8 protein-coding genes are annotated in these 18316 nt (G+C 64.2%); 3 read left to right on the plus strand and 5 right to left on the minus strand.

Annotated features, from left to right (window positions below; translation table 11 throughout):
• The 4 genes from P9273_RS28700 to P9273_RS28710 form a co-directional block, all read right to left on the minus strand.
• Positions 1-10356 (minus strand): autotransporter-associated beta strand repeat-containing protein (locus tag P9273_RS28700; RefSeq protein ID WP_278051819.1); only part of this gene is annotated, 10356 nt, incomplete at its 3' end.
• Between the two features lie 429 nt (positions 10357-10785).
• On the minus strand, positions 10786-11706 hold the full coding sequence (locus tag P9273_RS28705; RefSeq protein ID WP_278051820.1) for a helix-turn-helix domain-containing protein: 921 nt from the start codon (positions 11704-11706) through the stop codon (positions 10786-10788).
• Positions 11707-12041: 335 nt separating this feature from the next.
• Positions 12042-12332 (minus strand): helix-turn-helix domain-containing protein, encoded by a 291-nt coding sequence (locus P9273_RS32445; protein WP_442920266.1) that lies wholly within the window; start codon positions 12330-12332, stop codon positions 12042-12044.
• A 747-nt stretch (positions 12333-13079) separates the two neighbouring features.
• Positions 13080-13319 carry a hypothetical protein gene (locus tag P9273_RS28710; protein ID WP_278051821.1) on the minus strand — a complete coding sequence of 80 codons (240 nt, stop codon included), beginning with the start codon at positions 13317-13319 and terminating at the stop codon, positions 13080-13082.
• 975 nt (positions 13320-14294) lie between these two features.
• Here P9273_RS28710 and P9273_RS28715 point away from each other — a divergent pair.
• Positions 14295-14453 carry a hypothetical protein gene (locus P9273_RS28715; RefSeq protein WP_278051822.1) on the plus strand — a complete coding sequence of 53 codons (159 nt, stop codon included), beginning with the start codon at positions 14295-14297 and terminating at the stop codon, positions 14451-14453.
• A 286-nt stretch (positions 14454-14739) separates the two neighbouring features.
• Here P9273_RS28715 and P9273_RS28720 read toward each other — a convergent pair whose 3' ends face one another.
• On the minus strand, positions 14740-15702 hold the full coding sequence (locus tag P9273_RS28720) for a LysR family transcriptional regulator (RefSeq protein WP_278051823.1): 963 nt from the start codon (positions 15700-15702) through the stop codon (positions 14740-14742).
• Between the two features lie 216 nt (positions 15703-15918).
• Between P9273_RS28720 and P9273_RS28725 the strand changes: the two genes are divergently transcribed.
• Together P9273_RS28725 and P9273_RS28730 are read left to right on the plus strand one after the other, a co-directional pair.
• Positions 15919-16812 carry an NAD(P)-dependent oxidoreductase gene (locus P9273_RS28725; protein ID WP_278051825.1) on the plus strand — a complete coding sequence of 298 codons (894 nt, stop codon included), beginning with the start codon at positions 15919-15921 and terminating at the stop codon, positions 16810-16812.
• Positions 16813-16940: 128 nt separating this feature from the next.
• Positions 16941-18308 (plus strand): MmgE/PrpD family protein, encoded by a 1368-nt coding sequence (locus P9273_RS28730; protein ID WP_278051827.1) that lies wholly within the window; start codon positions 16941-16943, stop codon positions 18306-18308.
• The last annotated feature ends 8 nt before the right edge of the window (positions 18309-18316 follow it).

Consider the following 18316-nt stretch of genomic DNA (forward strand, 5'->3'; position numbering starts at 1 on the left):
GCCGCCGAGATTGGCGACTTTGAGCGTGGTGGTGCCGGAGGTGTTGCCGGTGACGACCAGCCGGTCGGTGGCGGAGCTGTCGCCGCCGAGCACCGTCTCGATCTCCAGCGTGCCGCCATTGCCGGTGTAATTGCCGGCGACGGTGAGCGTGCCCGGCACGCCGGCATTGCCGGCGGCGATCGTGCCGCCCGCGGCATTGGTGGTGTCGCAGACCGTGCCGGTGCCTTCAAGCCGCCCGCCGGCGAGCACATTGAGCGTGCCGCACAGCCTCCCCGAGACATTGAGCGTGCCGCCGCCGATCGCCGTGGTGCCGGTGAAGCCGGAGGAGTCGGCCGTCAGCGAAAGCGTGCCCGATCCGCTCTTGGTCAAGGCGCCGGCGCCGGAGATTGCCCCGTTGAGCGTCAGCGTGGTCGCGGCGTCGGTCGCGATCGTGCCCTGGCCCAGCATGTCGACGGCGCGGTCGCTCGTAAAGCTGGCGGCGGTGTTGAGCGTGCCGCCATTGAAGGAGAGCCCGCCCGCCGCATCGCCGAGATTGCTGTCCGACGAGACCCTGAGCGTGCCGCCATTGATCGCGGTGCCGCCGCTGTAGCTGTTGGTGCCGGTCAGCACCAGCGTTCCGGCATCCGTCTTCACCAGTTGGGTGGCCCCCGTCAGGTTGGAAGCGATCGTCGCGACATAGGCGGCACCTGCCGCCGTGCCGTCGCCGACCCGGATGGTCGAGGCCGGCCCGATCAGGCCGATGTCGCCGCCCTTGATGACATAGCCGCCGGTCGAGAACTGCATGCCGGCAGCGCTCACCTGGCCGGGCCCGTTATCCACCGTCACCGTGCCGGCCTGACCGGCGAAGATGGCGAAGGCGCCGTCCGAATAGGCCGCGTTGATCGAGCCGGTGTCCTCGGTCCAGTTGTTGTTGCCCGAAGAATTCTGCCAGGTGCCGTTGCCGCCATTGACCGTGCCGTCGAACTTCGGACCGGCATCGCCGTCCCAATAGTTGAGGTTGAGCCCTTGCGTGTTGACCAGGTTGACCTGGTGGTCGATGGAGGTCTGGACAAAATAGTTCGAGGACGGGATGGAGCCGATCGCAAGCCCGTTGTTGGTCAGCGTGCCGGCATAGTCGAACACCCGGTAGATGCCGGGACCGAAGGTGCCGCCCGGCGAGAGGGTGACATTGAGCGTGCCGGCGAGCGTCAGATTGCCGCCGACGGTGGTGAGATCGTTGAGCGCCCCGCCGGCGACATTGGCCTGGCCAAAACTGTAGTTGAGGATCGAGCCGCCGGAGAGCGTCAGATCGCCGGCGATCGCCAGCGTGCCCGGCGTGCCGTCGGCCGATCCCGGCGAGAGCGTCGCGCCGTCGGCCACCGTGACATTGCCGCCGATGATGCCCTTGCCGCCAAGCGTGGCGCCGAGCTCGACCGAGGTCGGGCCCGTGGCCAGGCTGTTGTCGCCGTCGACATAGAGGCCGCCGGCGGAAATCGTGGTCGGCCCGGCATAGGCGTTGGTCCCGGTCAGCGTCAGCGCCGCCCCGCCCGTCTTGGTGAAGCCGCCCGCGCCGCCGATCGGGCCCGAGAGGGTCAGGTCGGCATCGGTCTGGAATGTGCCGCCGCCGGCATTGAGGGTGATGTTGCGTGCCGTGCTGAGCGCGGCGGTGTTTTGCAGCGTCGCGCCATTGTCGAACGAAAGCGCTCCCGCCGCATCGCCAAGATTGGCGTCGGCCGCAACCTGAACCGTGCCGCCATTGATGGCGGTGCCGCCGCTGTAGCTGTTGATGCCGCCAAGCACCAGCGTGCCGAGATCGGTCTTGACCAACTGGCTGGCGCCGGTGAGGTTCGAGGCGATCGTCGCCGTGTAGCCCGCACCCGGCAGCGTGCCGTCGCCGACGCGGATGATCGACTGCGTCCCGTCGAGCGCGATGTCGCCGTCCGCGATCGTATAACCGCCGGTCGCGAACTGCATGCCGGCGACGTGGACGTCGCCGAAGCTGTTGTCGACGCTGACTGTGCCGGGGGCGCCGGCGAAGACGGCGAAACTGCCATTGTCGAACGTGCCGTTCAGCGCACCGTCCGCTTCCGTCCAGGACGCATTGCCGCCGAGCCGCCAGGTGCCGCTGCCGCCGGCAATTGCGTGGTCGTTCTGGTCGGTGACATTCGGGCCGTCCCAATAGCTCAACATCAAGCCGGCCGTGTTGATGAGATTGACCTGATGCGCGATCGAGGTCTGCACGATGTGGTCGCTCGAGGTGGTGTCGAGACCGTTGTCGGTCAGACCGCCCTCATAGCTGATGACGCGGTAGATGCCCGGCCCGAAACTGCCGCCGGGCGCTTCCGCGACATTGATCGTGCCATCGAGCGACAGGTCGCCGTGCACGACGGTGAGATCATTGTAGGCCCCGCCAATCACCCCGGCCTGGCCGAACGAATAGTCGAGGTTCGAACCGTCAGCCAATTCGAGGTTGCCGTTGATGGTGAGGGTGCCCGGCGTGGTGCCGATATTGCCGGGAGCGAGCCGTCCCGCGGCGTCGACGAACACATCGCCGCCGATCGTGCCGTTGCCGCCAAGCGTGCCGTTGTTGACGTTGGTCGGCCCGGTCGCGGCACTCTGGTTGCCGTTGATGTAGAGCCCGCCGCCCCCGGCAATTAGCGTGGTGCCGCCATAGCTGTTGTCGGCCGTGAGCACGGTGGCGCCGCTTCCGTCCTGAGTGACGCCGCCGCTGCCTGAGATCCTGCCGCCGAACGTGTAGAGATCGGAGCGGTTGAAGCTGAGCGTGCCGTTGTCGACCACATCACCTTGAATGGAGCCCGTCGTGCTTCCGAGGCCCAGTCTTAACATGCCGGACGCGATCGTCGTGCCGCCGGCATAGCTGTTGTCGGCGCCGAGGAACAGCGCGCCGGGGCCGGTCTTGGTGAGCGCGCCTGCGCCGTCGATCGCGCCTTCCCACTGCACGGTGCTGTCGACCTGGACCGTTCCGCCGCCCGCCTGCAGCGTCGCAGTGCGGCCGGTCACGATGCTGGCTGGGCCCTGTTGGTAGAGCGTGCCGCCATCGAAGGTGACCTTGCCGGCCGCGTTGCCGAGATTGGCGTCGGCCGTGATCTGGACCGTGCCGCCATTGATGACGGTACCGCCCTGATAGCTGTTGGCGCCGCTGAGCACCAGCGTGCCGCCGCCCTCCTTGGTCAAGGTCCCGGCGCCGCTCACCGTGTTGGTGAGCGCCAGGCTGGTCGCGCCATCGGTGTCGAAAGTGCCGCCGCCGGCATTGAGCGTCACCGCGCGGGCAGAGGTGATATCGGCCGTGGTGTGCAGCGTGCCGCCGTTCAGCGAAAGGCCGCCGGAGGCTTCGCCCAGATTGCCGTCGGCCGCGACCTGGACCGTGCCGCCATTGATCGCCGTGCCGCCCGTGTAGCTGTTGGTGCCCGACAGCACCAGCGTGCCGAGATCGGTCTTCACCAACTGGGTGGCGCCCGTCAGGTTTGAGGCGATCGTCGCGACATAGGCCGCGCCGGCCGCCGTGCCGTCGCCGACGCGGATGATCGACTGCGGACCGACCAAGCCGATATCGGCGCCCTGGACCAGGTAGCCGTCGGTGGCGAACTGCATGCCGGCGGCCTGCACCGCGCCGTTGGTGCCGTCCACGGTCACCGTGCCGGCAGTTCCTTGGAAGACGGCGAAGCTGGCATTGGCGAAAGGTGCTGCGAAGAGGCCGGTCGCGTCGGTCCAGTTCTGGTCGCCTGCGGCGCGCCAGGTGCCGTTGCCGCCATCGACAGCGCTGTTGGAATGCGGACCTAAATTGCCATCCCAGTAGCTCAGCGTCAGCCCGGCCGAGTTGACCAAATTGACCTGCTTGGACACGGACGTCTGCACGAAATAGTTGGGATCGGTGACGGTGAGCCCGTTGTCGGTCAGCGAACCGCTATAGTTCATGACGCGGTAGACGCCCGGCCCGAAGCTGCCGCCCGCTGTCTGCGTGATGTTCAGCGTGCCGTCGAGCGTCAGGTTGCCGCCGACATTGATCAGGTCGTTGAACTGACCGCCGGGCACGTTCGCCTGGCCGAAATTGACGTTGAGGTTGGAGTTGCCGAGCGCGAGATTGCCGTTGATGGTCAGCGTGCCGGGGGCGTTGCCGGCGCCGCCGGGAGCGAGCGTGCCGCCATCGGCCACGGTGACGCTGCCGCCGATGGTGCCGCTGCCCCCGAGGGTGGCGCCGCTCGCGACATTGGTCTGGCCGGTGGCGGCCGACTGGTTGCCGTCGATGAGCAGCGTGCCGGCATTGACATTGGTGGCGCCGCTGTAGCTGTTGGTGCCGGCCAGCGTCGTGGTGCCGGTGCCGATCTGGTTGACCGCACCCGTACCCGAGATCGGGCCATCAACTGTCAGCGCGTCGGAGCGGTTGAAGGCGAGCACGCTGTTATCCGTGATCGGACCGGCGAGTGTGCCGGACGTGCCGCCATTGCCGATCTGCAGCGTCCCGGCGGAAATCGTCGTTCCGGCGCTGTAGCTGTGATCGCCCGTCAGCGTCAGCGTGGCAGCGCCTTGCTTCAGCAGGCTCTCGAAGCCCGTAATCTGAGCGCCGTTGAGCGTGCGGCTCAAGGTGGTGGTCACCTGCAGGGTATCGGAGCCGCCACCGCCGTCTACGCCTACTCCGGCGATCGTCGCAAGACCGCTTAACAGGAAAGTGTCGTTACCGCTGCCGAGATTCAACGCGGCTGAGCCGGTATTGAGCGAACCGGCGGTGAGATTGACAGTGTTGCCGCCTCCCCCCAGCGTACCGTTGCCGAGCAGCGTGCCGCCCGTGATGTTGATCGTGGCGCCGCCGGTCCCGCCCGTGAACAACGTCTGAGTGCCACCGGCTGCCTGGACTGTTCCGCCGCCGACGTTGAGCTTCGAGCCGGCGTTCATCGTGATCGTTGGCGTGGTTATCGAGGCGCCCCCGCCACTGTTCTGCAGCGTGCCGGCGTTGATCGTAGTTCCGCCGGTGCTCGTGAGGCTGCCGTTCACCTGCAATGTGCCAGCGTCGACTCGCGTGGCGCCGACCTTGTTTGTCGCCGTAAGTATGGTCGAGCCGGTGCCGACCTGCGCGATCGTGCCGATGGCCGCCTGCGGATCGGGATTGATCGTGCCGGTGAAATTGAAGGTGTCGCTGCGGTTGAACGACAATGTCGAGGTCGAGTTGACGATGATGACGTTACCGGTGCCGGCATTGCCGGAAGTCCCGCCATTGCCGATCATCAGATTGCCGTCATTGATGACGGTGTTGCCGGAATAGCTGTTGTTGCCCGTCAGCACCCAGGTACCAGAGCCGCTCTTGCCGAGCGTGGTCGCGCCGCCGGCGCCGTCGGTGATCGCGCCGCCCATCGTATTGGTGCCGGTATTGGTGCCGCCCAGCCCCAGCGTGCGCGGGCCGCTGCCCGAATAGGTCACGGCCGCCGTATTGGTGAAATTGATTGCGCCGGTCCCGGAAGATTCGATCGAGGTGGTGCCCGCCGCCAGCGTGAAAAGCCGGTTCGTGCTGTCGCCCGTACCGGTGTAGCGCAGCGTCGCGTTGTTGCCGATCACCAGGTTCGCGGCCGCGCCGGTGGACTGGCCGATCGAGCTTGCCTGACCGCCGTCGGCGAGTTTGTCGACGCCAAGCACACCGCCGGTGATTGAAGTCACACCTGTGTAGGTGCTGGCCTGGTTCTTCAGGATCCAGGTGCCGGTGCCGGTCTTGTTGAGCGAAGTCTTGCCGGTGCCGTTGTCGGCAAGCAACCCCGACAGGCTGTTGTTGCCGGTATTGCTGCCGGTGAGCGTCAGCGCGCGCGCCGTGTTGGTGCCAGCCAGCCCGATCGCACCCTGATTGGTGAAGCTCACCGCGCCCGTGCCCGACGCATCGAGAGTTCCACCGCCCGTGCCAAGCGTAAACAGGCGATCAGTCGTCCCGGCGGTTCCGCCGGCGCCGGTATATTGCAGCGTTCCATTGCTGAGGACGAGATTGCTCGCCGACGCGCTCGCTGCACCGATGCCGCTCGCCTGGCCGGCATTCGCCAAGCAGTCGACGCTCATGGATCCAGCGGTTATGGTCGTGGCACCGGTATAGGTGTTGTTGCAGCCTTGCATGGTGTGCGGGTATCCGCCACCGGTGATGTTTAGTCCGCCGGAGCCGCTGATGATGCCACTGAAGGTACCGGCGTAGTAGCCGTTGAGCGTCAGCGTGGCGGAGCCCAGTGTCACGTTGCCCGCGCCGCCGAGGCTATAAAAAGTGTTATTGAAGCCATTGAGGTCCAACGTGGCCCCGGCTGCGACGCCCGCGCCGCCAGTACCAAAAGCCTGCGTCGAGCCGGCGCGCAGGATGCCCGCATCGACCTGCGTGCCGCCGGTCATGGTGTTGGCACCCGAGAGCACCAGCGTGCCGGCGCCCCTCTTATAGAGGCTACCGGCGCCGGTGGCGGCGCCGCTGATTGTGAGCGTGGTGCCGGCATTGCCGACGTTGATGGCGCCGACGCTGGCCATGGTGAAGCCGCGGTCGATGCTGGTAGTGCCTCCAGTATAGATCAAAGTGCCGTTGTTGAAGACCAGATTGGACGAGGCGTTGCTGGACGCCCCGATGCCACTCGCCACTCCGCCATTCGCCAGGCAGTCCGTGCTTATGCCTCCGCCGCTCAGCGTCGTGACCCCGGTGTAAGTGTTCTGGCACCCCTGCATGATCTGCGGAAAACCGCCTTGGGCGGTGGTTATCCCGCCGCTGCCGCTGACCACGCCATTGAACGTCGCGCCGTAATAGCCGTTCAGTGTCAGCACGGCTCCGTTCATCAGCGCCACATTGCCGCTGCCGGCGAGGCCATAGAGGGTGTTGTTGTATCCGTTGAGGTCGAGCGTCGCCCCGCTCGCCACCGTCGCGGTGCCGGCGCTGGTGCCGCCGAAGGCCTGCGTCGAGCCGGCCGTGAGGGTGCCCGCATTCACCGTTACGCCCCCGGTGAATGTGTTGGTTCCGCCAAGCACCAGCGTGCCAGCACCGTTCTTGATCAGCGCGCCCGACCCGGAAGCGCCGATGCCGGTGCCGCTGACGGTCAGCGTCGTGCCGGCATCGCTTACGTCGAAGCCGCCGCCGCCGCTACCCAGGGCGAAGCCGCGATCCGTGCTCGTCGTCGCCCCAATAGCCGTATATTGCAGCGTGCCACCGCCCGACATGGTGAGATTGGTCGACGCGTTGCTCGACGCACCGATGCCGCTCGCGGTGCCCCCGTTGGCCAGCGTGTTCACCGAGAGCACACCACCGGTGATCGAAGTTGCACCGGTGTAATTGTTTGCCGCGTTGGAGAGGGTCAGGGTACCGGCGCCGGCTTTCGTAAAACCAGAGCCGTCGGGGCTAGTGACCAGACCGCTGAACGTCAGGTTTGCGGCACTATTGGAGACATCGATCGTGCGTGACGGACCGCCATTGACAAGTGTAAATCCGCGGTCGCTCGTGGCCGTCGTTCCCGAATAGAACAGCCTGCCATTCTCCAGCACCAGGTTGGAAGACGCGTTGGACGATGCGCCTATACCGCTCGCAACACCTCCGTCGGCGATCGTGCCCACCCAGAGCGTGCCGCCGCTGATCGTCGTCGCCCCGGTATAGCTATTGGTTCCGGCGAGGTTCACTGTGCCCGTGCCTGCCACGGTGAAGCCGGTCGGGCCGCCATTGTCGACGATCGACGACTGGATGACGAAAGTCCCCGTGCTGTTCTGCAGCACGCCGAGCGTGCCGCCACCCGCGGGCCCCGTCAGTTGCCCGCCGGTGATGGTCTGATTGTTATTGCCGACTGAGGAAGAGACGATAATCGTGCCATCCACGCCCAGCGTGCTGCCGCCGCCGATCGTAACCGTGCTGGCCCTGGCCACCGTGTATTTAAGGCCGCCAAGCTGGACGTTACTCCCGACGGTGCCAAAGTAAGGCGTATTCGCCGCGCCTCCGGTGTCGCTGACGACATCGCCCGTTACCCAGGTGCCAGCATCGTCCTTGGTCGCATAGGTCGTACGCGCAACGATATTGCCGCTGCCGTCTACCTGGGCGTAATCGGTGGTGGCGCCACTGGTGACCGTGGCCCATCCGCCCAGCACTGCGCCTGGCGTGGTCGTGATATTGCCGGTCGTCGGCAGAATGAAGTTGGCGAGACCGCCGCTGTGGTTGATCGCGCCCAGATTGACCGTGACATTACCCGAGCCGGCGATGGTGTTGCTTCCGGCGGTGATGTTGGTCGCGGCAAAGCTCTGGGTCTGACCCGTTGTCCCGGTGACGGTGAGCGTGCCCCCGGCCATAGTGAGCGCCGACGCGTTCGATATGATGTTGCTGGCTGGTGCGCCGGCTGCGCCGAAATTGAGCGCCAGCGTGCCGCCATTGACAATGGTCGCGCCGGTATAGGTATTGGCGCCCGTCAGGGTCAGCGTGTTCGTGCCACCCTTGATGAGGTTGCCCGAGCCGGTGATCGTGCCGGCGTAAGACCCGGCGCTGCCGCTCGTGGTGGTGCCGGGGTTGATCGTGAGATTGTTCGCGCCCAGCGCCACGCTGCCGCCGGTGCCCACGAGGGATGAGAATGTCGTGTCAAAGCCGCCGAGATCGAGCGTACCGCCATTGACGACTGCCGCTGGCGCCACCGCGCTCCACGCGCCAAAAGCCTGAGCGCTGCCGGCACGCAGCGTGCCCCCTTGCACAGTGATCTTTTGAGGCGCGGTGCTGTTGGCGCCTGTGAACGTGTTGGCTCCCGCGAGCACCCAGACGTCGGAGGCGCCACCGTTCATCGTGACGTTGCCGACACCGGAAATGACGTCGGCGAGCGTATTCGTACCGGCGTAGCTCCCGCCCAGCGTGAGCGTGTAGGCTGAGCTGGAGCCCAGCGTGATCGTTCCGCCGCTCAGCGTCAATGCACCCGAGGCGCTGTTGTTCTGGATGGTGCCGCCGCCGGCGCCAATCGCTACGGTGTAGTTGGTGCTGGCGGCGCCCGCCCCGACATAGCTCAGCACGCCGCCGTCGATGGTGAGGGCGGCGGCGCCTGCGAGGGCCGTCGCTGTGCCGAGCGAGCTGTTGCTGCCGATATTCGCCAGGCTGCCGACATTCAAGGTGACAGTGTTGATGTTCGTCCGGCCGGTGTAGGTGTTTGCGCTGTTACCGAGCGTGATGCTCCGGCTGGTACCCCCACCGGTGAAGACGTTGAAGGTGTTGTTCTTGGTGGTGTCGACGGTGCTGCTGATGACTCCGTTCAGGACCAGGTCGGCCGACTGCGCGCTGAAGGTATACCCGACGCCGGAAGGATAGCCGGGCGTTTGATAGCTTTCCGCAATGTCGCCGTTCAGCGTGAGCGTACCCGTGCCGCCGTTGATCAGTGTTTGCCCGCTGTAATAGGCCCCCATCAGGTTCCAGTTGCGGTTCGAGCTGTCTCCGGCACCTTTGTAGACAATGCTCCCGAGATAGACATTGGCGTTGATCGTTCCGTTCGCCGCGGTTGTCGGCGCGCCAAGCGCGCTCGGTCCGGCGCCGACGTCGCGGATCGAACTGAAAGTGACAGTGCCTCCGCCACCGAATGTCGTCTGTCCCGTATAGTTGTTGTTGGCGTTCGTGAGATTGACGTTCGCGCCCGCGATTAGTCCTCCCGCGCCTGTGTAGAGGGCCGCGCCAAGGTCACCCGCGCTGGTTGTCGCGCCCAGCGTAAGGGTCCCGCTCGAGATCGTGACCGTGCGGCTGGCGCTGAGCGCGGTTGAGCCACTGTTCGTCAGGCCTGCAGTCCCGGTTGTGGTGATGTTGTTGCTGGTTGGGCCGAGGGCGGCATCGCCATTGAATGTCAGAGCTGCGTTGTTGACATTGATCCCGCCGGTGAACGTATTCGCGCCGTTGATGGTCAGGATGCTGCTGGTATTGGTGCCGTTCACGGCGAGGCCGGCGGAACCGGCAAGGATTGAGTTGATCGTCGCGCCGAGCGACGCGCCAAGGGTGATCGTCGGCGTGGTCCCGCCGAGCGTCAGCGTGCCGCCATTGATAACGTAGCCCGTCGTCTGGAACGTAAGGCCGTTCGCAGTGATCGGCGCGCCCAAGGTGACGGTGCCGGCCGTGCCGCCGAAAATGGCAACGTCCGGCGAGCCGGCATTGTTCACCCACGGCGTATAAGGCCCGCTAAGGCCGTCGCCATTGTTGCTCCAGAAACTGGAGCTCGTGTCCCACGTACCGGAACCGCCGAGGCCCGCCGTGGTGCCATTTACGTCCCAGTACCTGGAGGCGGCGCTCGCGGAACCTGCCGCGAATCCTGCGATCAGCAGGGCAGGCACAAGCCGCCCCGCCAACCTGCAAGCGATCGAAAGGATCGGCTGGGTGGCCTGCGGCGCATAGCTGGCCGCCTCACCTTTATATTTGGTCATGCGACCGCCGCGCAGAAGTTGAGAGAAGTCAGGCCTGCGGGCCAACTCTGGTTGTCGCCCCTGGCTACCCGAACGCGCCTGGGAGGATGCGCGTCCGGGATGCTGGCAGTCGGCCTTCGGCCTCTGGTCGTGGCCGCTGTCGCCGTCGGCCTTTTGGTCTTGGACCGTCCCGCCGCAGGCCAACCCAGCCATGTATTCCCCCTAATTTAGCCAATCATAATGCATTTCAGCCCGATGAATCACGGGACAATGTCGAAGAAAGGCATGGAATGGGGGGCACGTATTTCACAAAGGTTCGGAGCTATGCAAAAAAGGTCGATCATATTTTCGATCGAAACCTTATGTGGCGGGCCGTGTTACTTTCGAGCAACACACAAATATTTGTAAAGGCTAACACATGGTTAAGCATCTCCAGGGTGGGCGGTCCAATCAGCCCCGCCGCAGCCGCGTCGGCGTGGTGTGCCGGTACTTTCTCATCGCCGTTGTCAGATGGCTTTGGCTGGAGAATCCGCTTTGATAGGCAATCTCTGTCGCCGTCATTTTCGTCTCGGCAAGGAGAGTCGTGGCATGCGCGAGTCGAAGATCGAGCAGGTATCGGTGCGGCGCTTGCCCGAAAGTCCGGCTGAACGCTTGAGTGAAATGTTTCGGCGACAGGTTCGCAAGCGCCGCCAACTCCTTGACTGATATCTTGTGGGTGAAGTTGTCGTTCAGGAACTCTCGAACCTTGCGGGCGGCTTGGCGACTAAGTCCGCCTTTCGTCTGTTGTTGTGGCGCCTTCGTCGGCGAGGAATACGTGTTGAGCAGATGAAGCCCGAGAATATCGACGAGCGAATCGACATAGAATTCGCTAGGCCCCTGCTCTCTGGTCAGTTCCACTCTCAGCAGGCGAGCAATGCGTAACGCCGTTTGGTCGACGGTACCTGGCGGAGGCGAGTTCAGTTCCGTCTCCACGTTGCCGAATTGCTGCTTGGCAAGGTCCCGCAGCCTGTCCTGGCCAAGCGCGATGATCGCGCTTTCCCTCGTATTCGGCCAATCGAGGCGACCTTCGACTTCAGCCGGTTTGATGAGGATGCTGCCGGCCGGCGCGTCGTATTCCTCGGGTTTGTTTCCGTCGAGGCGCACGCGGGTGCGCGAGGGGGAAAGGGCTATGTCTACGACATGGTGGTTCTGCGGAAGCGTCTGGTAGCCGGCTGGCCGGTCCGTGTAGAATACGCCGCCTTGGGGGATCAGCAGTCCCTTTCCCTGGTTCGCGAAAACGGCAAGGTCGGGATGGTGTTGCGTGGAGTCGCTGACGGAGGGGCGCCGGGAAGAGGCCATGCTAAAATGCGCCTGTCTCTGGTACTGGGCCATGGTCGATCCGGTACCTCTCCATCCTGATAAATTGCTGCGAGAGCAGGGACTTCGATGAGTCAGCTCTGTGTGCGATGACGCTCCAGAAATTCGTTCTCCCCTTTGCAACGACGCGCCCCGGCTATGGTTCCTGGTACGCAACCATCAGTGGCGCTGCGTCATGCGAAACGGCCGCATTCAATCATGGGAGGCCGGGCTGGTCGTTAGCTGAGTGTTCCAAAACCGATGCAACGTATTCCAGTGGACGCTGTTGACCGCAGCCATGTAGCTGGCAGGATCGCCATTCCCGTCGCGTCAAATGGCGGAACGTGTCCACCGGAGGAAGCAAGCAGGTTTCAGCAGTGCTCGTTCCGCCGATCGCGCGCCTCGCTCGGGCTGTAGCCGAATTCCCGGCGAAAGGCCCTCGTGAAATCCGACGCCAGCGGGAAGCCGTAGCGATAGGCTATTTCGTGGATTCGGTGATGGCTTTCCCTCAACAGCGCCGCCCGCGCTGCCAGGAAACGGCGGCGTTGAATGTATCGAGCCACTCCGCCGGCATGGTGGAAGGCCCTGTAGAGTCTCGAGCGTGACATACCGAGCTCTTTCATCAGGAGTTCCAGGGTAAGTTCCCGATCGCTCAGGTGCATCTGTATATACGAAGTTATCGGAGTAATGATCGGAGGTTTGGCGGATCATGGACAAGTCGAGGCCTCTGCAGTGCTGCCGTGGGGGCGCCGGCTTTGCTTTAAGTCACCTTATTACGCCGGACGATCGTCCTCGCAACGGAGTTCAGCTGTGGTACACACGAACGCATGGAGTGGAACAGACCTTGCTCCGCAATTTCCAAGCTGCGGGTCCCGGATTTGCAGATGCTGGGGAGCACCGCTCAGCGACGCTCAAACCGGACTCACCGCACCTTCTCGATTGCCGGCACGCGGATGGTTCGAGCCCTTGGTGGCCTTCAGGGATAAAGGCGCTGAATTCGAGCGCCGCTAAGATGGTGGACATCATGACGGCCACTGGAAAGATGTGCGGCCGTCTAGTGGCGGGTATTTGCCCTGGCGCGGCTCAGCCATTCGAAACTATCAGGATCAGCGGTCTCGATCTCGCAGTCGACATTCGCGATCGCTCCTGCATCGCAGGACCAAACTGCGGAACTCGGTATTTCTCCATCGACTACATACTGGCCGACAGGGAAGCGAATGATGGAATCAGCCCCCCTTGGCCAAACCACGATCCTCAGTGCAATCGCAGCCGATGTCCGCTTTCGGGAAGCGGCAAAGCTGATCCCCACGACCGACTTGCGGCGCAAAAGCGGATCTCGGAAAGCATCAAACTGTCTGTGTCAGTTGGCGGTTTCGGATGATCTGAAGGAGACTGGCCGGGCTTTCGCCTCATGTCTCCGAAACTGTCGAAAGCAGAAGAGCCTGAATGTGTTCTGGTAGATCGAGTTCGCCTCGTGCCTCGATCTTCAAAAGATATCTGGCCTTGGCCAAGCGATCCCCTTTGCTGACAGCAGGGTAGGCGCAAATGGCCAGCAACGTTCTTTCCTCCTGCCGGCTGGCTCTGTCTTGGTCGCCACTGCTGCCACCCACTTTATGAATCGCCTTGCCGAACGCGGCGTATGCCGTCATGTGCGCTTCAATCAACGCCTGCAGTTTGTCGGTTGTACTAGGTCTCGGCGCATTCCCTTTGCGGAAGAAGCCGTCGCCGCCACTGTCGACCCCAAAACGGCGGCGCCAGAGTGGGCGAGCAAGGCGCGGCGGTTGATCCTGGTCGTGGTGATCTCTCCTCTTCGTTTCAGCCCGAAGGCACATCGGAAATCCGAAACCTGACCACCGTAACACGATGGCTCGCGCATTCATGTCAGGATGGTTGGCGCCACGGCCGAACCAGGCGGCGGCACTCCGAACGCGCCCCTTCGCGGCACCAACCCTGCCCCTGTCGCTGCCCGAGCACCAGCGACACAAGGCAAATCCAGCGCGGTCCGGCCGTCTGTCGATCGGCGCAGCTGAGGCGAGACAACGTGCGTTCCATCGTTCCTGGCCTGCATCGGTCCTCATTGGCGGGCGCGTCAAGGTGCTTCTTGATGTGAAGCTTCTCTATCTGAGGAATCATCTGCGATCGCTACGACGATCCAGAATCTCGAAATAACCAAGGAAGGCGTCTTGGCTCGAGTCTATGGGCGTGGGCAAAGCGTGGGCAAAGCCCTATTTTTCGCAAAAAATCAAAGGTTATGGTGGGCCCGGAGGGTCACCGTTTTCTAACGGAAATCAATATCTTAACGGGTGGTTCGCCACCCCATTTCCTTCGTATTCTCTCGTATGGTCTGGCGAACCTAATGACGATGAACGAGATTAACTAATAGAAGCGGAACACCGGGCTCAGCGAATTAGGCGGTATTGCGCGCCTTCTGCACCGACTATTCAGCACGATTTTGTTCCCGTGCTTGGCGCACTCTCAAGCCGGCTCGAGAACCGTAAGCTCTTGGGCGGCTTCTTCGACACCTTGAGCGACTGCACGCTCGAGCCAAACGCGGGCCGCGCGCGGGTTGGGTTCTCCGGCGATACCCTTGGAGAGATAGCGGCCAAGCAAGAGTTGCGCATACCATGTCGCCGCTCGGCAGCGGCGGCGAACCACTTCTGCGCCGCCTTCTGATCGAAAGACAGACCTTGGCCAGACTCATACAGCGCAGCAATTACGAACATCGCACCGACGTGAACCTTGGCGGCGGCCTGCTTGAACAGATGCGCCAAGGCGAGCGATGACTGTTCTCCACCGCGTCCGTTTAGAAGCATCTCGGCAAGAGTCGCGCGTCCGCCATGCCGGCGTACCGGCTATGTCGGAGTGCGGTGATTTCTGATCGAACGAGCAATACAAGGCGCTAAGCGGACGCGCCTATACGCACGCCGTCCTACGCCGCCTTTCGCACGAAGAACGCCCGCCTTATGGCGAGAACCGCTGAAGGCCAAGTGGGAAAATCTGCATCCGCCGGCAATGCCGAGGAGCGCCGTTCCCGCCAGCACGCACGGCATGGCTCGCTCCTTATCCTGTCTATCCCGTATCAGCGGCATGGTCGGGGACCGGAGAGGGCTGGCGCGGTTCCCAGACCCCCAGCTTGCGCAGGACACGCACCTCGTCGCGGATCAGGGTCGTCAGCGCGCGTATGACCGTAGTCGTCGGCCGTTGGCTGGATGTCGCCAGAAGCAGTTCCCGCTCGATCGGCGGATTGCGGATGCGCCAGTAGTTGATCCTGCCCTCTGCAACGAGGTTATGGCAGCTCGAATAGGACAAGATGGTGTAGCCTATCCCCGCTTCGACAAGCCGCAAGGTCGAAGGCATGGCGTCGACCTCGACTTCGATGTTGGGCTCGATGCCGGCGGACCCGAGGATGTGATCCAGCACCACCCGCAGCCCGTGGGGCCTTGCCGGCAGTATCATCGGCAGCCGGGACATCACGTCGGCATCGACCGGGCCTGGCCCGAGATTGTGCGGGTCGTTTTTGGCGCCGAGCAGGAACAGTTCGTCACGCAAGATGGGTTCAGCCAGAAGATTGTTCATCCTCGGGGCGTTGTACAAGACCGCGACGTCGATCTTGCCCATCACCAGCCATTCGAGCAAATGGCCGCTGAAGCCTTCGATCACCCTCAGGCTCACCTGCGGGAACTGGGCGCGGAAATTTTGCACCAGCGGCGCCGTCAGCACGACCCCGACGGATGGCGGCATTCCGAGCACGATCGTGCCGCGCGGGTTCGAGCGCAGCGCCGCCAGTTCCGTCTCGGCGCGCGCGGCCTGCTCGAGCAGCGCCACGGCGTAACTTTGCAGGATCTTGCCGGCTTCCGTAAGCACGATGCCGCGGCCATTGCGGTAGAGCAGCGCGACGCCGACCTTGTCCTCGAGCGACTTGATCTGCCGGCTGAGCACCGGCTGGCTGATCGAAAGCGCCACCGCCGCGCGCGAGAAACTGCCGAACTCGGCCACGGCGGTGAACAGCTGCAGTTGCTTGAGATCGAACATTGAATACGGCCTCTGGCTCGAATGCGGGAACCGCATTGTCGAAGCACGCGGCAAACGCCCGAGTTTGGGACACGGAGCGATGGTTGACAAGTGAGGCCCAACCGGCGCTCTGCAAAGCTGTTATGCGGCGAGCGAAGCTTATGCTGCGCTCCGGAATTGGCTTATTTGCTAGCCCATGGCGGTCTGAACGATCACGGCCTTCCCGGAGTAAAAACTTTGCAGACTCGAACGCTTGGGTTCGTTGGGCTCGGCCGCATGGGCGCGCCCATGGTAAGAAGGCTTGCGGAAGCGGGCCATCACGTCATCGTCCATGACCGCAGGCCGGATGCTGCCGCCGACCTGCCGGGCAATTCGATCAGCGTGGCCGCCACGGCCGCCGCCGTCGCGGACGAGGCCGAGGTGGTGTTCTGCAGCCTGCCGACGCCGCTCATCGTCAAGGACGTGGTGCTTGGCGCCGATGGCCTGACATCGGGCGCGAAAGCCAAGGTCGTGATCGACCTGTCGACGACCGGGCCCAGCATGGCCAAGACCATCGCGGCGGAGCTTGCCGGCCGCGGCATCGCCTGGGTCGACGCGCCGGTTTCGGGCGGCATCGCCGGCGCCCGCAACGGCTCGCTCGCGGTGATGGTCTCGTGCAAGAAGTCGGTCTTCGACGAGATCGAGCCGGTGCTGGCCAATTTCGGCAAGCGGTTCTACTGTGGCGAAAACGCCGGCACCGCCCAGGTTGCCAAGCTCGGCAACAACATGATCGCGGCGGCCGTCATCCTGCTCTCCGCCGAGGCGCTTGCGATGGGTGTGAAGTCCGGGCTGGACCCGCGCGTCATGTGCGACATCATCAATGCCTCGAGTGGCCGCAACAGCGCCACCCAGGACAAGTTCCCCCGCGCGGTGCTGCCGGGGACGTTCGATTTCGGCTTCGCTACCGCCCTTTCCTACAAGGACGTCCGCATGTGCGTCGACGAGGCGGAGAATCTGGGCGTGCCGATGGTCGCGGGCTCGCTGGTAAGACAGATGCTTGCCGCCACGAATGCCCGTTTCGGACCGGACTCGGACTTCACCTCGATGGTGCGCATCGTCGAAGAATGGGCGGGAATAGAAATCCGCGCCTAGAGCGGTTCAGCGCTTCACGGAATCGCTGAACCGCTCTAAGTCTTTGTTTTTACGCAATTCCGAACGGAAAGCCGCTCCATACTTTTCCCGGAATTGCTCTAAAAGGGCAGGAACCGCGGAGGACCCGGATGGCAAGCTTCACGAAGCAATTGGCCGACACGCTGGCCGACCTGCCGTTGGAACTGTTCAGCCCGGCCGCCACCGCCAAGGCCAAGCTTTGCCTGCTCGATTTCCTCGGCTGCGCCTTCGAGGCGTCCGCGCTCGATCCGAGCCAGCAGGCGCTGGCCGCGGTGACGCCGGCACGCGGTGGCCACATCATCGGTGAAACGCGGCAGGCCACGCCGGCGGACGCGGCCTTCGTCAATGCGGTCAAGGGGCATGGACTGGTGCGCGAGGACATGCATGCCGGATCGGTATGCCATCACGGCGTCGTCGTATGGCCGCTGCTTCTCGCGCTGGCCGAGACGAGGACGGTTTCGGGCTCCGACCTGCTGCGGGCGGCAATCGTCGCCTACGAGGTCGGCGGGCGGCTCGGCCGGATGCTGATCGACCGGGAGCTTTCGGGACTGTTCAGGCCGACGGGCCTGGTGGCGCCGATCGGCGCGGGATGCGGCGCCGCGCGGCTCATCGGCCTCGACAGGGAGCAGACCGCGGCCGCGATCGCCTTTGCCGCCAACACGTCCTCCGGCCTCAACCAGTGGCCGCAGAGCGGCGGATCGGACATGTTCTTCCATCCGGGCTTTGCCGCGCGCAACGCGTGGATGGCCGTCCAGCTCGCGGCCGCCGGTGCCTATGCAAGCCCGGACGTGCTCGAGGGAAAATCCGGTTACTTCGCCGCCTTCGCGCGCCGGCCGATGCCGGGGCCGGTGCAGCTCTTCCCCGATGGCGAGGCCGATATCCTGGCGGTCTATCACAAGGCGGCACCCGCCTGTAATTTCGCCCAGACGGCCTGCCAGACGGCGCTGAAGCTCGTCGATATGATCGGCCCCGGCGCAGCCCCCGTCGAACGGATCCATATCCGCGTCCCCGCCGCCGCGGCGGCCTATCCGGGGTGCGACAACACCGGGCCCTTCGAGCGTTCGCTGCAAGCCAAGATGAGCATTCCCTATGGCGTTGCGGCGGTGTTCGCCAGCGGCCGCCTGTCGGAAGACAATTACCGGGACCTCAAGGACAAGGAGACGCTGCGGCTGATCGATGCCTGCGACCTCTCGGCGAGCGAGGAACTGACGGCGCGATTTCCGGCCAGGCAGGGCGCCAGCATCGATGTCGTCCTCGGCGACGGGCGACAGCTGTCGATGGGCCTCCAGGACGTCATACCCGCCACCGAAGCCGAAATCCGCGAGCGCTTCAGGTCGGCCGCCGCGCCGATCGTGGGCGGCGAGGCAGCCAGGTCGATCGAGGACTTCGTCGACAGGCTGGACTCCAAGAAGGATGCCGGCCGGCTGATGCCGCTCTGCGCGACCAAGGAAAAGGCGAAGCAGCGAAAAGCGGCTTGAGCGCCAAC

It is taken from the genome of Mesorhizobium sp. WSM4935, assembly GCF_029625735.1.
GTDB lineage: Bacteria > Pseudomonadota > Alphaproteobacteria > Rhizobiales > Rhizobiaceae > Mesorhizobium.